Origin of the sequence: Methanothermococcus jasoni (assembly GCF_049075655.1) — an archaeon.
Classification (GTDB): domain Archaea; phylum AGJL01; class Methanococci; order Methanococcales; family Methanococcaceae; genus Methanofervidicoccus.
The window spans coordinates 1,320,353-1,341,848 of record NZ_CP157522.1 but is presented as its reverse complement, the minus strand read 5'-3'; the positions used below and the strand labels follow the sequence as shown (position 1 = coordinate 1,341,848).

Annotated in this window: 23 protein-coding genes; 16 read left to right on the top strand and 7 right to left on the bottom strand. The window is 30.4% G+C overall.

What is annotated here, in order from left to right; genetic code table 11:
• Positions 1–3: 3 nt before the first annotated feature.
• From Mjas_RS07100 to galU, 4 genes are read right to left on the bottom strand one after another with little or no spacing between them, the layout of a single operon-like run.
• Positions 4–984 (bottom strand): NAD-dependent epimerase/dehydratase family protein, encoded by a 981-nt coding sequence (locus Mjas_RS07100; protein WP_421077468.1) that lies wholly within the window; start codon positions 982–984, stop codon positions 4–6.
• Complete coding sequence (locus Mjas_RS07095) at positions 981–3,686, bottom strand: nucleotide sugar dehydrogenase (RefSeq protein WP_421077467.1); 2,706 nt, start codon at positions 3,684–3,686, stop codon at positions 981–983. Before Mjas_RS07095 ends, Mjas_RS07100 begins: the two co-directional genes overlap by 4 nt.
• Before the next feature lie 38 nt (positions 3,687–3,724).
• Entirely contained in the window at positions 3,725–4,636 is a 912-nt protein-coding gene (locus tag Mjas_RS07090; protein ID WP_421077466.1) for an SDR family oxidoreductase, read from the bottom strand.
• 24 nt (positions 4,637–4,660) lie between these two features.
• Complete coding sequence (gene galU, locus Mjas_RS07085; RefSeq protein WP_421078601.1) at positions 4,661–5,512, bottom strand: UTP--glucose-1-phosphate uridylyltransferase GalU; 852 nt, start codon at positions 5,510–5,512, stop codon at positions 4,661–4,663.
• A 338-nt stretch (positions 5,513–5,850) separates the two neighbouring features.
• On the opposite strand from galU, the gene prf1 reads away from it, so the two are divergent.
• Positions 5,851–7,113: a peptide chain release factor aRF-1 gene (gene prf1 / locus Mjas_RS07080; RefSeq protein ID WP_421077465.1), complete on the top strand. Its 1,263-nt coding sequence runs from the start codon at positions 5,851–5,853 to the stop codon at positions 7,111–7,113.
• A 60-nt stretch (positions 7,114–7,173) separates the two neighbouring features.
• On the opposite strand, the gene Mjas_RS07075 is transcribed toward prf1, so the two are convergent.
• A complete protein-coding gene (locus Mjas_RS07075; RefSeq protein ID WP_421077464.1) occupies positions 7,174–7,983 on the bottom strand; it encodes a hypothetical protein in 810 nt (269 codons plus the stop codon).
• A gap of 363 nt (positions 7,984–8,346) precedes the next feature.
• On the opposite strand from Mjas_RS07075, the gene cfbB reads away from it, so the two are divergent.
• From cfbB to Mjas_RS07045, 6 genes are all read left to right on the top strand, one after another.
• Positions 8,347–9,717: a Ni-sirohydrochlorin a,c-diamide synthase gene (cfbB, locus tag Mjas_RS07070; protein ID WP_421077463.1), complete on the top strand. Its 1,371-nt coding sequence runs from the start codon at positions 8,347–8,349 to the stop codon at positions 9,715–9,717.
• 69 nt (positions 9,718–9,786) lie between these two features.
• Positions 9,787–10,758 carry a diadenylate cyclase gene (locus tag Mjas_RS07065; RefSeq protein WP_421077462.1) on the top strand — a complete coding sequence of 324 codons (972 nt, stop codon included), beginning with the start codon at positions 9,787–9,789 and terminating at the stop codon, positions 10,756–10,758.
• Positions 10,759–10,885: 127 nt separating this feature from the next.
• Positions 10,886–12,139 carry a homoaconitase large subunit gene (gene hacA, locus Mjas_RS07060; protein WP_421077461.1) on the top strand — a complete coding sequence of 418 codons (1,254 nt, stop codon included), beginning with the start codon at positions 10,886–10,888 and terminating at the stop codon, positions 12,137–12,139.
• A gap of 212 nt (positions 12,140–12,351) precedes the next feature.
• A complete protein-coding gene (locus tag Mjas_RS07055; protein WP_421077460.1) occupies positions 12,352–12,858 on the top strand; it encodes a hypothetical protein in 507 nt (168 codons plus the stop codon).
• A gap of 192 nt (positions 12,859–13,050) precedes the next feature.
• A complete protein-coding gene (locus Mjas_RS07050) occupies positions 13,051–13,473 on the top strand; it encodes a hypothetical protein (protein ID WP_421077233.1) in 423 nt (140 codons plus the stop codon).
• Positions 13,404–14,102: a hypothetical protein gene (locus Mjas_RS07045; protein WP_421078600.1), complete on the top strand. Its 699-nt coding sequence runs from the start codon at positions 13,404–13,406 to the stop codon at positions 14,100–14,102. The genes Mjas_RS07050 and Mjas_RS07045 overlap by 70 nt, the downstream gene beginning before the upstream one ends.
• Here the strand turns inward: Mjas_RS07045 and Mjas_RS07040 are convergent.
• The gene (locus Mjas_RS07040) at positions 14,059–14,832 is read right to left on the bottom strand and encodes a class I SAM-dependent methyltransferase (RefSeq protein ID WP_421077459.1); all 774 of its coding nucleotides are present in this window, start codon (positions 14,830–14,832) and stop codon (positions 14,059–14,061) included. The genes Mjas_RS07045 and Mjas_RS07040 overlap by 44 nt on opposite strands.
• Before the next feature lie 174 nt (positions 14,833–15,006).
• On the opposite strand from Mjas_RS07040, the gene Mjas_RS07035 reads away from it, so the two are divergent.
• The 7 genes from Mjas_RS07035 (at position 15,007) to Mjas_RS07005 (ending at position 19,515) form a co-directional block, all read left to right on the top strand.
• On the top strand, positions 15,007–15,705 hold the full coding sequence (locus Mjas_RS07035; protein WP_421077458.1) for an energy-coupling factor ABC transporter permease: 699 nt from the start codon (positions 15,007–15,009) through the stop codon (positions 15,703–15,705).
• Positions 15,705–15,998 (top strand): energy-coupling factor ABC transporter substrate-binding protein, encoded by a 294-nt coding sequence (locus tag Mjas_RS07030; RefSeq protein ID WP_421077457.1) that lies wholly within the window; start codon positions 15,705–15,707, stop codon positions 15,996–15,998. The genes Mjas_RS07035 and Mjas_RS07030 overlap by 1 nt, the downstream gene beginning before the upstream one ends.
• 70 nt (positions 15,999–16,068) lie before the next feature.
• Positions 16,069–16,638, top strand: coding sequence for a transposase (locus Mjas_RS07025; protein WP_421077322.1), 570 nt, complete (start codon positions 16,069–16,071; stop codon positions 16,636–16,638).
• A 139-nt stretch (positions 16,639–16,777) separates the two neighbouring features.
• Positions 16,778–16,924 (top strand): hypothetical protein, encoded by a 147-nt coding sequence (locus Mjas_RS07020; protein ID WP_421077323.1) that lies wholly within the window; start codon positions 16,778–16,780, stop codon positions 16,922–16,924.
• Positions 16,925–17,013: 89 nt separating this feature from the next.
• A complete protein-coding gene (gene cbiQ, locus Mjas_RS07015) occupies positions 17,014–17,799 on the top strand; it encodes a cobalt ECF transporter T component CbiQ (RefSeq protein ID WP_421077456.1) in 786 nt (261 codons plus the stop codon).
• Positions 17,800–17,824: 25 nt separating this feature from the next.
• Complete coding sequence (locus tag Mjas_RS07010; RefSeq protein WP_421077455.1) at positions 17,825–18,655, top strand: HNH endonuclease; 831 nt, start codon at positions 17,825–17,827, stop codon at positions 18,653–18,655.
• Between the two features lie 11 nt (positions 18,656–18,666).
• Positions 18,667–19,515: an ATP-binding cassette domain-containing protein gene (locus Mjas_RS07005; protein WP_421077454.1), complete on the top strand. Its 849-nt coding sequence runs from the start codon at positions 18,667–18,669 to the stop codon at positions 19,513–19,515.
• A gap of 109 nt (positions 19,516–19,624) precedes the next feature.
• On the opposite strand, the gene Mjas_RS07000 is transcribed toward Mjas_RS07005, so the two are convergent.
• A complete protein-coding gene (locus tag Mjas_RS07000; RefSeq protein ID WP_421077453.1) occupies positions 19,625–19,813 on the bottom strand; it encodes a hypothetical protein in 189 nt (62 codons plus the stop codon).
• Positions 19,814–20,086: 273 nt separating this feature from the next.
• On the opposite strand from Mjas_RS07000, the gene Mjas_RS06995 reads away from it, so the two are divergent.
• Together Mjas_RS06995 and Mjas_RS06990 are read left to right on the top strand one after the other, a co-directional pair.
• A complete protein-coding gene (locus Mjas_RS06995; protein ID WP_421077452.1) occupies positions 20,087–20,575 on the top strand; it encodes a MogA/MoaB family molybdenum cofactor biosynthesis protein in 489 nt (162 codons plus the stop codon).
• A 9-nt stretch (positions 20,576–20,584) separates the two neighbouring features.
• Positions 20,585–21,469 carry a radical SAM protein gene (locus Mjas_RS06990; RefSeq protein ID WP_421077451.1) on the top strand — a complete coding sequence of 295 codons (885 nt, stop codon included), beginning with the start codon at positions 20,585–20,587 and terminating at the stop codon, positions 21,467–21,469.
• Positions 21,470–21,496 lie beyond the last annotated feature (27 nt).

The following is a 21,496-nucleotide window of genomic DNA, read 5'->3' as shown; positions in this document are numbered from 1 at the left end:
AAATTATAATTTTAACAGCCATTCTTTATTATCTAAAAACCAATTACAAAACCTTTTCAACCCTTCTTCAATAGAAACCTTCGGATTATATCCCAACAGCTCGTTGCTTTTGTTTAAATCCGCATAAGTTCTTAAAACATCCCCATCCTGCATAGGTAAAAAATTCTTTTCCGCCTTTTTGTTAAGGTATTTTTCTATGAGCTCTACAAAATACATTAACTTAACAGGTTTGGAGTTCCCTAAATTAAAAATTTCATAATCAAAATCCTTTTCAATAGATGAAACTATTCCATCTACAACATCGGATATATAGGTAAAATCTCTTTCCATATTTCCATAGTTATATATGTCAATAGGTTCATTTGATAATATTTTTTTTACAAATTTAAAATATGCCATGTCAGGTCTTCCATATTCTCCATAAACTGTAAAAAATCTTAATCCTATCATTTTTATGTTGTATAAATGGTGGTATGTATGTGCCATTAATTCATTTGATTTTTTTGTTGCGGCATATAGTGAAACAGGCTTATCTACATTATCATCTTCACTGAATGGAATCTTTTTGTTCCCACCATATACTGATGATGACGAAGCATAAACAACCTTTTCTATATCAAACTTTCTAGCGAGCTCATATATATTCAATGTTCCCAATAAATTTGATGATTCATAAGCCCATGGATTTTCTAATGAGTATCTCACACCTGCCTGAGCTCCGAGATGAACGATTAAATCGATATCCTTATCATCTAAATTATTAACTAAATCATCCCAGTTGGAAAAATCCATTTTAATAAAATTGTAATTTTCATAATTTTTTAAGATATCATTTCTCTTTTCCTTTAAAAGGGGATTGTAGTAATTATTTAGATTATCAATCCCAATGACTTGGACATTATTATAATTATCTAATAAATATTTGCTTAAATGAAATCCAATAAATCCCGCACTTCCTGTTATCAAAATATTCTTATATTTCATTTCCTACCAACCCCATAATATTCAAATCCCAATTTTTTTATTTTATCGGCATTTAGGATATTCCTACCATCAAATATGGTTTTATTTTTAACTAGCTTCTTTATCATTTCCCAATCTTCATTATTAAAATCATATTCTGTGGTTATTATAATTGCATCAGCATCTTTTACGGTTTCGTATAAATCATCCAATACATATAAATTATATCCATAAAATGCTTTTGATTTATCCAATTTATATCTGTTGATGGTATTTTCTCTTGCTTTTTCAACATAATCAAAGCCCTTAACTATTGCTCCGCTTTTCAATAATAAATCGATTAATTTTATTCCCCTACTTTCCCTTAAATCATCAGTATTGGGTTTAAATGCCAATCCAAGAACTGCAAAAGTTTTTTGATTTAAATTACCATTATAATAATTTTTAATTTTATTGAAAAACCAGCATATTTGCTCTTCATTTACTTCATCTGTCGCTTTAACTAATTTTGGAGATATATTATTGTTTTCAAACTGTTTTATCAGCGCTTTGACGTCTTTTGGGAAGCAGTTATGAATTAACATTCCATAAGATGATATTAATAAATTATTGTCTGTTTCCACACTATAAACTTCTTCATTGTAATGTTCTCTTTCAATAGATTTAACCTTTAATGTTGCATAATTGTCGAACTTTTTATAGCCCGTAGGTTTTATATTTCTTTGATAATTATCTGCGATTTCTTTATAGTTATTCCACTTTTCTCCAAACAATTCTCCGATTTTTTTGACTTGGTTTAATCCGTTTATTCTTATGATATAGGTTAATACTGTGCTTTTGTTGTTGTAGCATCTTTTTAATGATGTTGTAATGCCAAAAGATTGCAATAATATCATTAGGGAATTTGCTAATTTTTTGCTTACCGTTCCATATTCGATATTTAAATTTTTATTATTGTTCAACCTAACTATGCCTCCATCTCCTCTTAAAATACCTTTTAAAAACTCCCATTTAATATCCTCTGGTGAATTGAATATTTGTGGTGGTATTTGTTTATTATAGCAATTGTTTCCACATTTTAATACCTCTTCAAAGATATATGCTAACAATTTTGAAGATATTACTATAGAATGAGAACCATTCCCAACTTTTTCAATATAATTTATATCCAATTTACTCAATATATTTTTAACATCGTTAATATATTCATCCTCATGACCTCCGAATGAAAAACTAATTCTTTTTCTATTAACTCTATTTCTTCCATTGTCCTCCGAAATCCAACCTTCCGCTAAATAATATCCAATAAGCCGAGCAAAATCTTTATCTATTTTAATTTTAGAGGGGATTGTTGTAGATTTGCTTCTTACAGTGAATAACCTATTTGAATTATAATTGTATTTATTTAACAAGTTTCTTAATGGTAGCATATCCTTTGCTCTTACAGTCCCATTCTTCTTTACATCATGAACATATTTATTTGATAAATGAGTTCTTATATTCTCAAACTCATTCAACACCATATCTTTATTATTTAAATAAGTGTTTTCAATTAATGGAGTATTTTTTATTTCTTCTAAAACATCGATTGTAATTATATTATTATTGTTATTAAATTCTCCATTAGGTAGTGCTATTTCATCCCCTTCTTTAATATCTTCCGCTAATTTAATGTTTAATTTATTTTCATTCATCACAACAACAGGATGGTCTTTTGTTATTTTTAGCTCCCTTCCCATCGACGTTTTTAAAACAATTAAATCATCGGAATAATCCCTTTTTGTAATCAATTTTAAATCCACCAAATCCAATTTCAAATTTTCATCAATGGATAATATTTTTACCATCCTATTACTGTCTTTACTGAGCTCATCAAATAACTCCTTAAATGTCATGCACTCTAAACCTTTTCCAAAATCCACAAATAACACTTCATCAGGATGGAAACAGCTCCCGCCATATCCGATTCCAGCGTTTAAAAACTTGTTTCCAATCCTTTTATCAATTCCCATAGCCTCACTTATGGTTTTTATATCTGCACCAACTTTATCAGCTAATTTTGAGAGCTCATTTACAAAGGAAATTTTGGTTGCCAAAAATGCGTTGGATGCGTATTTTATCATCTCAGCACTTTCCCAATCTGTAATTATAAATGGAATATTATTATCAAAATGACTATATATCTCTTTCATAATGTCTATTGGTTTTTCATTGTTTAAATTTTCAAATCCTAATACAATTCTTTCAGGATTAAAAAAGTCATAAACTGCAATCCCCTCTCTTAAAAATTCTGGGTTTGAAACTACATCAACATTATAATCTTTTAATAATTCCTTAATATTCCTATTTGTTCCAATGGGCACGGTGGATTTTATAACTAAAATCTTATAGCTATCATCCAACTGGTTTTTAATGGATTCGGTTGCCGAATATATAAATCTTAAATCTGCATTTCCTTCATCATCCTGCGGAGTTCCCACACATAAAAATATAACATCTGAATCTTTTATTTCATCGTAGGATGTTGTAAATTTCAATTTATTTCCAACATGTTTTTGCAGGAGTTCCTCTAACCCATCTTCATACAATGGACATTTACCCCCATTGAGATGTTTTACCTTAGTTTCGTCTATATCTATACCCACTACATCAAATCCAAACTCTGCCAAACCTACACTTTGAATTAATCCAACATATCCTGTTCCAATTACTGATATTTTCATATTATCACCAAATTGATAGATATTATATTATAACCTTTTTATAAACTTTTTAGGCCTTTCATCCATTCAACAGTTCTTTTAATACCTTCTTTTAAATCCACAGATGGTTTCCATCCCAATTCTTCCGCCTTGTTTATATTTAATGATATTCTATAAACCTCTCCCTCTCTTGGTTTGTCATATATTGGTTTGTCCTTATAGTTTAATTCCTTTGCGATTACCTCATATAGTTCATTAACAGATGTTTCTTTTCCAGTTCCTATATTTACAATTTCATTCTTCCAATTTAGTGCCATTAAATTTGCATTTGCCACATCTCCAACATAAACAAAATCTCTTGTTTGATTTCCATCTCCAAATATTGTAGGTCTTTGGTTATTCATGATTTTGTCTATAAATATGCTTATTACTCCCGCCTCTCCCATTGGGTCTTGCCTCTCTCCAAATACATTTGAATATCTCAAAATTGTGTAATCTATGCCATATAATCTATTATACAGTTTTATATATTCCTCTCCGCAAAATTTACTTAGCCCGTATGGAGACATGGGAGCCACCGGATGCTTTTCATCAACAGGCATATAATGTGGTTCCCCATATACTGCTCCCCCTGATGATGCAAATATAATCTTTTTAACATCGTATTTTCTCATTTTTTCCAAAATATTCAAAGTTCCTAAAACATTTGTATTGCCATCATAAACAGGTTTTTCAACAGATGTTCGGACATTTATCTGAGCTCCGTGATGTATAACTACATCGACACCTTCAAGATTTAGGTCATTATCGCAGATGTCCTTGTTTATAAATTCAATATCTTTATTATCTAGATTTTTTAAATTTCCCGTGGTTAGGTTGTCTAGAACAACAACTTCATAATTATCATCTAAAAATTTATCAACAATATGGCTTCCAATAAACCCTGCCCCGCCAGTAATTAAAACTTTCATACCATCACCACATAAAAATGCTGTTTATTTTTCTTCGATTATTTCTTTTAAATACTCTTTAAATCCAGGAATTTCCTCCAATGCAATTTCAACATTTGCCTTTAACCATCCTTCAATATCCCCTATATCATATCTTTTGTAATTTATTTCAACACCTATTATCTTTTCTTCGCTTAAAAGAGATTTCATAGCATCAGTTAGCTGGATTTCCCCACCTTTTCCTACTTTTGTATTTTCCAAATGTTTGAAAATTTTAGGCGATAGGAGATAGGCACCAGTAATTATTAAATTTGATGGAGCTTCCTCGACTGCTGGTTTTTCAACTAAATCATCTATTTCAAAAATGCCTTTTTCAATCTCTTTTCCAGATATTACACCATATTTATAAACCATTTCTTTTGGAACCCTTTCAAGCACAATTACAGAACATTTATATTTGTTATATGCTTCAAGCATCTTTTTAACGACATTTCCAGAGTATATTGTATCCCCCACCATCGCCAAAAAATATTCTTTTCCAACAAATTCTTTTCCACAGTTTATCGCGTCCCCCAGCCCTTTCTGTTCTTTCTGTCTGGTGTAATATATATTTGCAAGGTTGTCAATTTTTCTAATCATGTTCAATAATTCCTGTTTTCCGTTGTTTTTTAATTTATCCTCTAATTCAAAATTTCTATCAAAATGGTTCTCTATTGCACTCTTTCCTTTCCCTGTAACTATTAAAATATTATCAACGCCTGCATCTGCTAAATCTTCGATTACATACTGTATAATAGGTTTTCCCACAACCGTAAGCATTTCCTTTGGTTTAGCCTTTGTAATTGGTAATAATCTTGTTCCAAAACCCGCCGCAGGTATTACTGCCTTTTTTATCATTTTTTTCATCATTTCACCCATAATTACAATAAAAAACACTTATGAAGATTGTATCATTTATTCATCTTTTGATTAAACTATATATTATTTTCGAAATTGTGAATACCAAAACTATATATATTATTTTTTACTAATAAAAGTAAATGATTGGTGGTCTTATGATTAATCTAAATATAGGATTGTTAAATATTAATTTGAAAATATAGTTTCTATTTTTAAACTTCATTGGTAATTTTAAAATTATAATAATATATTTAAATAAATATGCTCTTTTATTATTAACCATTTTATATATTTAATCCAATAGATATTTATTATCAAATTATCACGGTGATTTCATGAGCGAAAATTCAGCAACAGATGTTTATCTATTTAAGAAAGCACTTAAAGAATTGAAAGATAAAAAAGGAAAGGGAACGGAATTAATCAGTTTATATATTCCAGCAGGGAAAAGACTATCTGATGTTGGACAGTATCTTAGGGAGGAGCTCTCACAATCTTCAAACATCAAAAGTAAAACTACAAAGAAAAATGTTCAATCAGCAATTGAGGTAATATTGCAGAGATTAAAACTTTTAAAAGAACCCCTTGAAAAAGGAGTAATTATATTTGCAGGGATGATTCCAAGAGGAGGTCCTGGAACTGAAAAAATGGAAACCTATGTATTAGAACCCCCTGAACCTGTAAAAACATTTATATATAGATGTGATTCCCAATTTTACACAGAGCCATTGGAGGACTTTATTCAAGAAAAAGACATATACGGAGTTATACTTATTGACAGAAACGAAGCTACAATTGCTCTTGTTAAGGGAAAGAACATCCAAATAGCAAAAAGATTAACCAGTGGTGTTCCGGGAAAATTTAGAGCAGGAGGTCAGTCAGCGAGAAGGCTTGAAAGATTGATAGATGATGCTGCAAATCAGTTTATGGTAAGGGTTGGAGAGTATGCAAATGAGGAGTTTTTGCCACTATTGGAGCAGAAAAAATTAAGTGGCATACTTGTTGGAGGTCCTGGAAATACTAAAAACGAATTTGTAAATAAGGACTATCTGCACCATGAGTTAAAAAAGAAGGTAATAGATACATTTGATTTATGTTATACTGAGGAATTTGGAGTAAGAGAACTTTTAGATAAGGCATCAGGTCTTTTAAGGGATTTAGATTTAATGAAGGAAAAGGAAGTTGTTCAAAAATTCTTCAAGGAGCTCATAAAAGAAGATGGTGGTCTTGCGGCATATGGTGAAAAAGAGGTTATGAAGTATCTTCAAATGGGGGCAGTGGATACCCTAATTGTTACAGATAACATCAACATGTCAAGAATAACAATAAAATGTAATAACTGTGATTTCACAGAGGAAATGAATGTAAAAAATGACGAGCTCCCAAAAGTTGAAGAAGCTCTAAAAACAAAAACCTGTCCAAACTGTGGAGGTATGCTCTATATTGATGAAACAGAGGATATAATTGAATACTTTGCAAGATTGTGTGATGAATCAGGGGCAAATTTAAAGATTGTCTCAACAGATACCGAAGAAGGAAGCCAGATATATAAAGCATTTAAAGGTATTGCTGCAATATTGAGATACAGGTTGGATTAATTAATCCATTTATCTATTTTTATTATTTATTTGTATCACCTTAGTTTTTATTATGTAATTTTAGATATTTTCAATATCTTCAATAGTATTAACATTGTATTCTTTAACTAAATCATATACTCTTTTTTTTCCATATTTTGCATATTTTTCAATTATCAAATCAACTATATCGACAACTTCATCTTCTGTTTTAACATTTAAAATATGTTTTCCCATTTTTGGAAATTTCCCCCCTTTTCCACCAATATATATTGACATGACTTCATCTTTAACTTCCAGAGCTCCGCAAAGTTTAAGACATTCTCCTGTTCCAATACATTTTTCAGATATTGTCTGATTTTTCCAATCTATTGCACATACTTCACAAAATTCTTCACATTTTCCACAACCTGAACACTCCTTACCGTTTATATCCATAGTATATCGAAAGATAATGCCAACATCGCAGAATTTAGCCCATGCACAATCGTTTGGACAGCCACTTATGTTTATTTTTAATTTTTTTGGAACCCATATTCCTTCAAATTCATTGTGCAATAATTCTGCCAAGCTTATAGAGTTTCCAATGGAGTTTTGACATTCTTTTCCAATACATGATTTAATCTGTCTTATACGCTTCCCAGTGGAACCTAATTTAAGTCCTACATCATTCAATAGTTCTTCTGCATCTTCAAGATGTTCATGCCTTATTTTTAATTCCATACCTTGTCGGTTTGTTATATGGACTTTATCTTCGCCATAGTGCTTTGCAATATAGCTTATAGCATCTAATTGTTTAGAAGTAATATATCCCGGTTTTAAAGATATTCTTATCATAAACCCGTCCTTTTTTGGAAGAACTCCAAATTTATAGTTTTGGTCGCAGAACATTGTTTCACCATATCTATAAAAATCTTGTTATAGCAATCTGAGCTCAGTGCCATTGAAAATAAATATTTTTATCCTACTTGTTATATTGGAGCTCCGATAGTTAATATAATAATAAAAGATAGCCTATACAATAAAATATATTCATAATGATTAATACAGCACGTATAATATATAATTTTTAATATATATTAAATGTTATTTGGAAAATCTTAAAATCTTAAATTAATTTTAATTTCTAAAAAATATGTGATACCATCTCGTTGAATAAAAAATAATAAACTATAAAAATCATTTAATAGAAATAGAGACTAAAACCTATCAAATTTGGATAGTATTATATTAAAAATATCAAAAAGGGAAATTATGAAAAACCTTAGGAGAGTCGTGTTAGCTGGAACTTCTTCAATGGTCGGAAAGACCACCATATCAACAGGAATAATGAAGGCACTTTCAAAAAAATACAATATCCAGCCTTACAAAATAGGTCCTGATTATATTGACCCCACATACCATACATCAGCCACAGGAAACCGTAGTAGAAACTTAGATTCATTTTTTATGGAAAATTATCAGATTAAAGAACTGTTTAAAAGAAATTCTAAAAATAAAGATATAAGCATCATAGAGGGGGTCAGAGGATTGTATGAGGGGATATCCCCATATAATGATGTAGGAAGCACTGCATCAGTTTCAAAATCATTAAATACTCCTGTGATATTAATAATGGACGCAAGGAGTTTAACTAGAAGTGCAGCCGCAGTCATAAAAGGATTTAAAAGTTTTGATGAAAATGTGGATATTCAGGGAGTTATATTTAACAAAATAAGAGGGGAAAAGCACTACAAAAAATTAAAGGATGCTGTAAATTACTATGTTCCAGATATAGAAATAATTGGAGCAATCCCAAGAGATGAAAAGCTTGAAGTATCTCAGAGACACTTAGGGCTTGTTCCAACGCCTGAAAATAGGGATAATCTTAATAAAAATATAGACATGTGGGGGCATGTCGTTGAAGAATATCTTGATTTGGATAAAATCGTCGAAATAAGTGAAAATAATGAGTTTAATAATGATAATGAAGCCATTGAAAGTATCGATGATGAAAACCGCACACTCTGGAATATACATAAAAATAAATGCACCATTGGGGTAGCATATGACGAAGTATTTAATTTTTATTATTGGGATAACTTCGATGCGTTGGAAGAAAATGGAGCAAAACTTAAATTTTTCAGCCCATTGAATGATGAATGCATTCCCAATTGTGATGTTCTTTATTTTGGGGGAGGCTATCCAGAAATTTTTGCAAATGAATTGAATAAAAACAAATCAATGATTGAATCAATAAGAAACTTCGATGGTAAAATCTACGGAGAATGCGGAGGATTGATGTATTTAACCAATTCCATAAATGGCATTGAAATGTTAAAAGTATTAAATTGTGATTCCATAATGACTGAGAATGTTCAGGGGTTAAGTTATGTTAGGGGAACATTCATGCATAACTGTCCAACTGGAAAAAAAGAATGTGAATTTAAAGCCCATGAATTCCATTATTCAAAGTTAATAAACATAAAAGAAAAATTATTTGCATATAAAATAAATAGGGGAAGAGGTATAATAAATAATATGGATGGCATACTATCCAACGATGGAAGAGTTCTTGGAGGTTATGCCCATCAACATTGTGTAGGTAATCCTTATTTCGCTTCTTCTCTTGTGGAGGATTTATAATAAAATAAAAATAATAATAAAAATTATTAAATTATCAATTACTAAATTATTAATATAATTGGTGGCTCGATGGATAGGATTAAATCAATTTTAAAATATGGATATAAATTAGCTATCGATGTAAATGCAGATATATTTTTGATATTTACAGAAACAGGTAAAACATACAATATATTTAAAGAATATTTAGAATCCATTGAGGATTCTCAGGCAGGAATTGAATCTAATAGTAATACACATAATGGAGAAAATTGTAAAAAAGACTTCACTGGGAGTGATTTAAAAATAATAGTATCTACGCCAAATGAAGATACCTACTTTAATCTTAAAAATGAAAAAAGGATAATACCTATATTGATGAATTATCGGAATAAATACAAAACCACAATGACAAAACAGGCAATCATAAAATTATTTGAAAATAACCTTATAAAAAAAGGGGATTTAATAGTAGCTATATTGGGACTTCCAAAAGTCTCTGGTGGAACAGACACAATATCCCTAATTGAAGTAAATAATTACAGTCCAATATTGAAGTTTTATCAGTTTATAAACTCCATAAAAAAAATTGAAGGATTGATTATTAATGAAATATTGGATATTGCCATGGAGCTCGCTGTGGAAGGTAGAGAAGGGAAACCCGTAGGAACCATATTTGTCATAGGGGATACTGAAAAAGTGCTTAAAATGTCAAGTCAGTTGATATTGAATCCATTTGAGGGCCATAATGCAATAATATTTGATAAAAAGGTTAAAGGAACAATAAAGGAGCTCTCCACAATAGATGGTGCATTTATAATCACTGAAAAAGGAGAGGTAAAGTCTGCTGGAAGATACATAGAATGTATTGGCGGTAATTTGAATCTCCCATTAGGTCTCGGAGCTCGGCATTATGCAGCTGCGGCTATCTCAAAACATACCGATGCAATAGCCATTACAGTTTCTGAAAGTGGTGGAATAGTTAGAGTATTTAAAGATGGAGAAATACTTGTTGAAATAAATCCAAATAGATTAGATGATGAAAATTCATATATATACTAAATTATACTAATTTTTACAAAAATTTATAAATAATATTTTTATATATTGTTGTCTTATTTTGCTATGATTCATTATGCTTTTTTATTGATGATTTGTATTATTAGTAAATTTAAAACAGAGGAAAAATATGACATTAGCAGAGGAAATTTTATCAAAAAAATTAGGAAAAAAAGTTTATGCAGGAGATACAATAGAAGTAGGCATCGATTTAGCTATGACACATGATGGAACAACACCATTATCAGCAAAGGCATTTAGACAGATAACAGATAAAGTCTGGGATAACGAAAAAATAGTGATAGTTTTTGACCACAATGTTCCAGCAAACACATCAAAAGCTGCAAACATGCAGAAAATAACAAGAGAATTTATAAAAGAGCAGAATATAAAACATTATTATTTTGAAGGCGAAGGAGTTTGCCATCAGGTTCTTCCTGAAAAAGGACATGTAAAGCCAAACATGGTAATCGCAGGAGGAGATAGTCATACATGCACTTATGGAGCATTTGGGGCATTTTCCACAGGATTTGGAGCAACAGATATGGGGTATATATTTGCAACAGGAAAAACATGGATGAAGGTTCCAAAAACAATTAGAGTAAATGTAAATGGAAAAAATGAGAAAATCACCGGAAAGGACATTATTTTAAGAATCTGTAAAGAGGTTGGAAGAAGAGGAGCCACATACATGGCTCTTGAATACGGTGGAGAAGCCATTAAAAATTTAGATATGGAAGACAGGATGGTTTTAAGCAACATGGCTATTGAGATGGGTGGAAAGGCCGGGCTAATCGAGGCAGATGAAACAACATATAGCTACCTAAAAAATAGAATTAGTGAAAAGGAACTATTGAATTTAAAACAGAACAGAATTACAGTAAATGAAAAAGAAGAGGATTATTATAAGGTAATAGATATAGATATAACCGATATGGAAGAGCAGATTGCCTGCCCGCACCATCCAGATAATGTTAAACCAGTTTCAGAAGTAAATGGAACACATATCGACCAGGTGTTTATTGGCTCCTGCACAAATGGAAGATTAAATGATTTAAGAATTGCGGCAAAGTATTTGAAGGGAAAAAAGGTTCATAAAGACGTAAGACTGATTGTAATTCCTGCATCAAAATCAATATTTAAACAGGCATTGAATGAAGGTTTGATTGATATTTTTGTTGATGCCGGAGCTCTCATATGCACACCGGGATGTGGTCCATGTTTAGGAGCTCACCAGGGAGTTCTTGCAGATGGTGAAGTATGTTTAGCTACAACAAACAGAAACTTTAAAGGAAGAATGGGCAATGTAAATGCTGAAATATATTTAGCATCCCCAGCAATTGCGGCAAAGAGTGCTGTTAAAGGATATATTACAAACGAATAATTATTTTTATATTGTTTTTCTTTTTAAATTATATATGAAATGTATGAGTTATGGGTTTATTTTATGATAAAAATGAATGCTAAAAGTTTAATTTTTGAAAATTTTATTTATTAATTTAAATATTCAAAGTTGTAAAATAAATAAATAAATAAATAAATATATGGTTTTTGGATAATGTTTTTTTCATGTATGATATTAAAAATGGTGAAATTATGAAAAGATTATTTTTTACTTTCTTATGTATTTTTCTTTTAAGTGGAGTAGTTTATGGGGAAGAAAAGACACTGATTTATTCAACATCCGAACAGATTACTGATTCGGCGGTATATTCATTTTCTTACAATATACCACCAAATATAAATTCAAGTAATATAACAAGTATAACATTAAAGGCATATTGTACTGATATAATAATGTTTTATTATCCTGATTCCTGGGATTATAATTTTTTAATAGGGGGAATAGGTGATCCTATAAATAAGATAAATACCTATAACTTAGATAAAAATAGAGTACTAAAGAATGGTAAGATAACCTTTAGGTACGGTACTGTTTATCCACATTATCCTAGTACTCTTAACATGACATTAATTATAAAATATAATGCACCAGATACACCAACCCCAACACAAATAACAAAATCCCCAACCCCTTTAGGAGCAATAATATTAACATTAATAGCAATTCCATTAATAACGTTAAGAATGACGAAAAAATAAAAACTTTTTTTCTATTTTTTTACTTTTAATTTTATTTTGTGGATGTTTAACTTACTCCAAATAACCATAAAGAACCAAATACAAAAACATTAACTTAAATTCTGACAGTGTGAATTAACAATACCATCTTTAAAATCAAAAAATAGAAATAGGTAGTAGTTAAATATCTCATTAAAAAACGGTGAATTCAGCATGCTAAAGACATTAAGTAATATGCTCACTAATTCTATAAATAGTTTAGGATTTAACTGTTCGGAAGAATTATCTAAGTTTGCATTGGTTAGAACGTTAACGCCGATAAAAACTATTAAAGCATTTTCAGAAAGTATTTCAAAAATCCACAGAACAACTATCGTTAAAAACTTGCAAAAACTCTTCGAAGAAGAGTTTTACTTATACGCTCAATTATTAAACCTTCCCGACATTTTGAATGACAATAGATTTAAATACGCTGCAATAATCGATTCAACATTATTAAGAAGATGGAGTGAAAATATTTATGGTTGTAGTATTAGATACAATTACATCGAAAATCATAGCAAACTATATCAAGAGCAAATAAACTGCTGTATCTATCACAAAAAAAAGGGCTTTATACTATTCACACTACGATAAAACCACTCGACAAAAAATCCACAAACATATTTATTGAAATCATTGAATTTTTATCTCAAACTAACATCAGGACGGTTATAGGGGACAGTTTTATCACAACAAAGAAAATTCTAAAGGGATGTAAGGGATTGGGAATCGAATACATTGGCAAACTTAGGAAAAACATTATAATCGAGTTTTTCAGTAAGAAGGTTAAAGTGGAAGAATTGTTCGAAAAGGATTTTCAAAAAAGAAAGTTCAAATTAAGGACGATTAATGGAATAGAGTTCAAATTATCCGATAGGATTGTGAATATTCCAAATGTTGGCAAGGTTAAAATCGTTGCTGTGCAAATGGAAAATCAGAAAAAACCTAAGTATTTAGTCTCTACAAACTATAAAAAGAAGGCGGAGAACATTATAATCGAGTATATGAAGAGACCAAAGATAGAAGAAAAACATAAAAGGGATAAATCGATTTTAGAAGTTGAAGGGAATTACATAACTTCTGAAAAGAGTAATATTGGATTCATTAGATTTATGGCGGTAGTATCAAACTGCATCGAATACTTAAGCTACAACTATGGATTATCGTTTTATGAAATCGTTAAAAAGTGTGGTAAAGAACTAATAAAGAAAGGAATATCATAATCACACTGTCAGTTAAATTAATTTTCTTTGCAACAACTCCGATATAGCATCCAAAGTTCTTTAAAAAGCTTTTATAAATGAATTTGTCTATAAATGAATTTGTAATATTTGTTCCAAATGTGTAGTTTATATGAAAATCATACTTATTCAGTGCATTTTCAATATCATTTAAATCATAAAATTTTGTTTTTACCTTTATTCTTTTTCCATCTATGAACTTTACAATCTCCCCTTTTTTATTTTTAACAGCTTTTTTTGTGCTTTTTATTCCTTTTCGCCTTAGGGTTTTAAGTATCCATCTTATATCATAGACATTTGCAACGGTAAATATTAAAATCCCATCATCTTTTAAAACTCGTCTTATCTCTTTCAGAGCTCGGTTCAATTGCACATGATTCAGAGCTCCGAAAAATGATATTACACAGTCAAAGGTTTTACTTTTAAATGGGAGGTTTTCGGCATCCCCCACTACAACGAATTTATTTGTTTTACTGTGTGCTATTTTTGCCATTTCTATGGATATATCGAGACCTATGGCAGGATTATTATTCAATTTTTGCAACTGCTCACCTGTTCCGCATCCAATATCAAGAACTAAATAATCCCTTTTAATTTCATTTTCCATCACTATATTTTCTATTTCTCTCATCCACTTCAATTTACTCCCATAATACAGCTTATTATATTCTTTTGCCAGGTTATCATAATATTTTGCCAATTTCCTATTCATGTTCTCACAGTTTTATTTTGATATACTTAAATTATTTAATAATACATATAAACATAATTTTAACATCAATAAAAAATAGTTAAATTTATATATTAGATTAATTAAAGGAAAATGTATATTTTTTAACTATACTTTAATAACATATGGATTTTATATATGCCGTGAGGTGATATCTTGCACATAATGGAAGGGTTCCTACCACCAATGTGGTGTGGAATTTGGTTTGTAATATCTGGTACAGTAGTGGCATATGGTATTATGCAATTGAATAAAATATTTAAAGAAAATCCAGAGGCAAAACCATTGATAGCAGTTGCGGGGGCATTTATGTTTATACTGAGTTCCTTAAAAATGCCTTCTGTAACGGGAAGCTGTTCCCACCCTTGCGGAAATGGATTTGGTGCAGTTTTATTTGGTCCAGCAGTTACTTCAGTGTTAGCAACTATTGTTTTAATATTCCAAGCTACATTGTTAGCACATGGTGGTATAACCACACTTGGAGCCAATATATTCTCAATGGGTATAATGGGTCCATTTGCAGGATGGTTAGTATGGAAAGCTTTAAAGGGAAAAATGAACTCAACATGGGTTGTAATGATAGTGGCAATTATTGCAGACTGGGTAACTTACATTACCACAGCAGTTCAACTTACACTGGCATTTCCAGGTTCAGACCCAATACACACATTGACGGTATTTTTAGGAATATATGCAGTCACACAAGTTCCACTTGCAATAGCAGAAGGTTTATTAACAGCATTGTTGTGGGATAAAATTAAAGAATTAAGACCTGATATACTTTTGAAATTAGGAGTAATCGATGAAAGCGAAGTTCCTAATTACTCAGCAGTACCAAGTGGAGGTGCTGAATAATGGAAGGAAAACACATAGCAATGATATTGGGTGTAATTATTTTAACAGTGGCACCCCTTGTAATGTATGCGGGACATGGTGAGCATGATGGTTATTTTGGAGGTTCAGATGATGCGGGAGGAGAAGCAATTGAAGAGATGAATCCTAACTATCATCCATGGTTCCATCCAATATGGGAACCACCAAGTGGGGAAATTGAAAGTTTATTGTTCGCATTACAGGCTGCAATTGGTGCTATAATTATTGGATACTATATAGGCTACTTCAAAGCTAGAAAAGTATATTCTGCATAATATAATTATTTTAGTATGGGTCAAAATATATAACCTATACTAAATATAATATTATAAAAAAGACGATATTATGAAGGCTGAGGAAGTGGTAAATAAGATAATTACATCAGATTTAATTAATAGAATCCCTAAACGAAGAAAGGTAGGGAGGAAAGGATATAATTTAGAGTTGAGGCTTAAACTATTAGTGTATGCCTTTTTAAAAGGCATACACTCAAATAGAGCGTTAGTATTACACTTACAAAATAATCCTCAGATTTTAAAAACATTGGGATTTAAATCTTGTCCTGGTAGGAGAACCATCGATAGATGGAAAAAATCCCTTGATGAAGAATTGCATGCAATAATTACTTTATTAGGTGATAAATATATTGAACTGAATAATCCTGAATGGTCAATATATGATAGTACTCCAATAAGGGATGAAATGGACAAAGATGGAAAAATAGGATACAATAGTGAAGGGATATTCAAAGGCTTTAAATTACACTTAGCAGTGGATAAGCGAGGAATACCATTGAGAGCAGAATTTACCGCGGCAAATACTCATGACGTTAAAGTGGCTGATAAATTGTTAGTATCTACCAAAAAATCCTGCGCAGATGCGGGCTATGATTCAAAAGATTTAAAAAAAAGCTAAGGAGTTATACCAAAACGAACTAATAACTGCCCATAATCCACGGAGATTAGGTAAGAAAAACAAAAAGAAACTTCCGAAAGAAGTCTCTAAGATAAGAGTTAAAATAGAACATACCAATTCGATATTAAAGAATAGATTTATGAATAAGTATTGGACAAATGTTAAGGGTTATGTTCGTAAAAAAATATTCTGCTTCTGTGCAGTGGCTTCTGCACAGGTTTTAGCATTATATAATCTAATTACCAGAGGTTATCCTTATATGAAAGTCTTAGAGGTTAGGGTGTAATATGACCCACACTATAATTATTTTTTTAATTATTTCTTTTTTATATTTGTTTTACCATTATTAAAATTTAAAATTTACAGGTGAAGGTTTTGCTACAAAATATTATTGACAATATAGCACATTACAACAAATTAAGGCATGTAAATCCAAAATTGAAGGTAATATTTTCAATATCTACATTGTTGATTTGTGTTTTTTCTAAATCGGTTATTGTTCCCCTTATTATTGCATCTATAATGGTTTATTTAACACTGTTTAAGGCAAAAGTTCCAAAAAACATTTATTTAAAATTCATGGGAGCTCCGATTGGATTTGGATTAATCACAGTAATTCTTATGGCATTCATATATGGTCAGGGGGATGCATTATTTTCATTAAATTTATTTGGTTTTGATATTTCATTGTATAGGTATGGGGCTGAGCTCGGATTGTTGGTATTTAGTAGGATGCTTGGTGGCGTGGCTTCAACATTATTTTTGACATTAACCACCCCTATGACTGAGCTCTTTTATGTATTGAAGGAGATGAGGGTTCCAAATGCCATGTTGGATATTGCTATGATGATGTATAGATATGTGTTTGTTTTATTGGAGGAAATGATTAGAACGGAGAATGCCCAAAAAACTAGATTAGGATATAGAAATTTAAAAACAACTTATAAATCACTTGGACTACTTGCATCAAATCTGTTTATAAGAACATGGGATAGGGGAGAAACATTATTTATAACTATGAGCTCACGGGGATATAATGGAGATTTAAAAATACTTGGAAACATAGAAAATCCTGAGTTGAAATATTTATTAATGATGGGGCTGTTTGAAATAATATTGATAACATTAGCATATATAACAAAGGATTTTAAACTAGTTTAAATAATAATTTAGAATATGGGGTATCATGAGCAATGTAAAAAATAAAGGACTTCCTTCCAGAATTAGAAAAAAAATTTTAGAAAGGGATGGATATAAATGCAATATATGCGAACATGAATATTTGCAAATACACATTTCAAAAAATGGAAGTTTTAAAATACTATGCAAACAATGCCATTATAGGACCCATATTTCCGATAAGATTGATGAATACGATAATTTCCTTTTTACAACTATTCAAAAAATTTCAGAGGGTAAATTAGTTATTACAATATATTCAAAATCAGAAAATATGTTGATTTATGACGAGGATTTTATAAAAGATGCAGTATTACGGAGACTAAAATATGTTTTATCCTATAAACTTGCTAAAATGACTATGGAAGAGATTGAGAAAGATGTAGAATCAGAATTTAGGATTGTTTCTGAGGATGTGAAAGACAATCTAATTTTAGAAAACCAATATAAATGTGATAAGTGTGGATATTCTTATTTAGAAATACATCACATTGATAAAAATTCAAAGAATAATAATTTTGATAATTTAATAACATTATGTAGGGAATGCCATAGAAATGTTCATTACGATTTATATTCAAGCACAGGCGTTGATAATGTAGAAAAAGGTTTTAATTTTCTTCTTAGTGAAATATACGGATATATAAATTTACATTTAAATAACGATTTTGTTGTTGTAAAAATAAAATCATCTAATAACAATGAAAATATTGAAGTAAAATTTGATAATATTGAAAATTTTAACCAAATATTTGAAAATAAAAACATTGATAATATCCTTAATGAATTAACTAAAAAGATTTCAAATTATATTTGGCGTTTGATTCCAATAAAATAACAGGTGAAATAATGGGCATTCTTGAAGTAGAAAATTTATATTATAAGTATCCTGATGGAACAGAGGCATTAAATGGAATAAATTTTAAAGCAGAAAAAGGAGAAATGGTTGCACTTTTGGGACCCAATGGTGCAGGTAAGAGTACATTATTTTTACATTTTAATGGCATATTAAAGCCCTATAAGGGGAATGTATTAGTTAAAGGAAAACCAATAAAATACAATAGTAAATCCTTATTGGAAGTTAGAAAAACCGTTGGAATAGTCTTTCAGAATTCCGACGACCAGCTATTTGCCCCAACAGTGAAGCAGGATGTGGCATTTGGACCTTTAAATTTAGGACTTAGCAAGGAAGAAGTTGAAAAAAGAGTAAAAGAGGCGTTAAAGGCAGTTGGTATGGAACAATTTGAAAATAAACCACCACACCATTTAAGCGGAGGGCAGAAAAAAAGAGTGGCCATAGCAGGAATTTTGGCAATGGAACCAGAAGTAATTGTATTGGACGAACCAACAGCAGGATTGGACCCAATTGGAGCTTCCCATATTATGAAATTATTATATAATTTAAATAAAAAGGGTATTACTATTATAATATCCACCCATGATGTTGATTTAGTGCCAATATATGCAAATAAAGTATATATTATGAGCGAAGGGCAAATAATAAAAGAAGGGGAACCAAAGGTGGTATTTAACGACAGCGAAATAATTAGAAAAGCAAATTTGAGACTTCCAAGGGTGGCACATTTAATTGAGATATTAAACCGAGAGGATAATGTACCAATAAAAATGGGATATACAATAGGTGAAGTAAGAAGAAATTTAAAAAAATATTTTGAAGGACATTGTGATATTGAATAATTATGAAAATTGTGAAAATAATATATAATTAATAAATAAAGCGTTTTATTACGTTGTAATCCTATAACCTTATAAAAATATTTTTTTACATGATATATATTACATATCTTTATTTTACATCAAAAGTATAATTTTGTTTTTTTAAAGTTAAATTATTATATGGGGTCTGTCCAATGTAAGCGTTGGTGAGTAAATGCCCATATTGGACTTGGGCGTCATCAACCTTATATCCCTCTGGGTTCATTGGGAGCATGTCATCGGTCTCCTCCCCTGTCGTGGGGACCCCAGCTCCACCCATCAATTCGACAATTTGTTGGATGTTTTAACATGTTTAAAAGAGGTTTAGGAAAGTCTTGGGGTTGATTAGATTGACACTATAAACTATGCATGAAAATACTATATAAACATTTCGAAAACTAAATGCTCCCATACACTCACAAAAAACTAAACAGTTTTAAACGGCGTGTAAAATATCTATAAACCATAATCAAAAAAAAATAATTTTTATTATTTTATAATTTCTCTAATTTCATTGATAAATATATATCCATATGTTTAAAAAGGTGAAACTATGCACAAAGGATTGGAAAATGTAAAATATGCAGTAATAACTGTAAGTGATAGTAGATTTAATGAGCTCCTATCTGGAAAGAATGTTGATGATAAATCAGGGAATTATTTAAGGGATGAATTAAATGCTCAATATTACGCACTAATTCCCGATAACAAAGACATGTTGAAAGGTTTAATAAATCATATAATAGATTTTTTTGACATAGATAGCATCGTAATTACTGGGGGAACTGGAATATCAAACAGGGACAACACACCCGATGTGTTGAGAGAGTTATTTGAGAAGGAGCTCGACGGATTTAAAATAGTATTCCACAATTTAAGCTACAATGAGGTAGGGTATGCAACAGTTCTTTCAAGGGCAACTGCTGGAATTTACCGAAATAAAATAATATATGCACTACCCGGTTCATTAAACGCCTGTAAAACTGCAATGAATATAATAAAAAAAGAAACTGGACATATCTTAAAACACTTATTGGATTAAGGTGAGATATTGAAAATTGTTCTAAGAAATGAAATTTGCGATAAATTAGAGTCTATTGTGAAAAATTTAAAGGTATCAAAACACTGTATCGGTTGTGAAGGGCTTGATTTAAATAATAAAAATCCGCACCACCACCCGTCAATAGAAATAACTCAAAAGTGCGAACATGATTGTATATTTTGTTATTCAAAATTATTAAAAATAAAATCAGGAATTTATGGGATTGACCCTGATAATCCTGACACCAAAGGACATACTGGAATAACAATTAGTCAATATGGAGAGCCGCTTACTTATCCTGATAAGGTTAAAAAGGCAATAGAATTTACAAAATCACTAAATTTAAGGTGTGATTTACAGACAAATGGAGTCAATTTAAATGAGGAGTTAATAAAAGAATTTAAGGAAATGGGGCTTGACATTGTAATGATAAGTTTAAGTGCTTCAAAACCTGAAACTCATAAAATTCTTACAAATTCAGATACTTTCGAAAAGGTTTTAAATAATATAAAACTATCGTCAAAATATATACACACCATTGTGAGGAGCATATATATTCCAAATTTTAATGAAAATGAACTTATTGAGCTGGCAGAGATACTAAACAATAACACTGATGTTAAAGAGATGATGATTCATCAATTAATCGTGCATGACAAAAATTTAATGGATTTAAAAAATGTCGGAGATATTGATAAAGTTGGAAAGATTAAGGACCTTCTTTTACTTGTGGATGAGATGAGAAGGAGAGCTCCGAATATTAACATCACAATAAAGGGATGTCTCTTAGTTAATTTAAAAGGTATGGATGGATTTATGCTAAACTCAATAACTTCCGATTGTTTTGCAGATGTTCCAGAGATTAAAAGGGAACATTACTCATTTATATTATAAAATATATTGTAATATTTGCAATATTAG